Origin of the sequence: Kitasatospora arboriphila, from assembly GCF_039528095.1 — a bacterium.
Taxonomy (GTDB): Bacteria; Actinomycetota; Actinomycetes; order Streptomycetales; family Streptomycetaceae; genus Kitasatospora; species Kitasatospora arboriphila.
On record NZ_BAAALD010000314.1, the window covers coordinates 1 to 536 of the forward strand.

The following is a 536-nucleotide window of genomic DNA, read 5'->3' on the forward strand; positions in this document are numbered from 1 at the left end:
GACTGGAAAGGCCAGCCACCAACGCACGGGATTCAGGAACACATCGACGCAATGAAGGCCTACGTCGAATCCGCAGGCGGAACGCCGCCCCAGATCACCTCCCACCCGATCGCGTTCGGCTCCGGGGAGTGGACCTGTGTCATCGGAGAGTTCGAAGGCGGAGGCCGGATGGTGACCGTCGCAAAGTGGCGCGACGGCGCGATCGGCCTGGGGCGCTGGTCCCGCTCGGCCTGGGCCAAGGGCCTCGGCGAGTACCAGGCCTACACGCCGACGTGGACGGCCAGCACCACCAACCCCACGCTCAACAACGGCACGCTGGCCGCAAGGTACTGCCGGATCGGGCGTCAGATCAACTACCGCGGCACGCTCCAGCTCGGGTCGACCAGCAACGGCGGCGCCGGGACCTGGTTCCTCAGCCTGCCGGTCGCCGGGGCCTCCGTCGGCATCTACGAGATCGGCAGCTGCGACTACACCGTCCTCGCCTCGAACAACTTCCTCGGCGCCGTCGAGATCGACCCCGGCGGCGTCCTGATGGT

General features: G+C 68.3%; 1 pseudogene. It reads left to right on the forward strand.

Annotated features, from left to right (window positions below):
- Window positions 1–168 precede the first annotated feature (168 nt).
- Window positions 169–536 (forward strand): annotated as a pseudogene (locus ABD353_RS40155) (hypothetical protein); the annotation flags it as partial.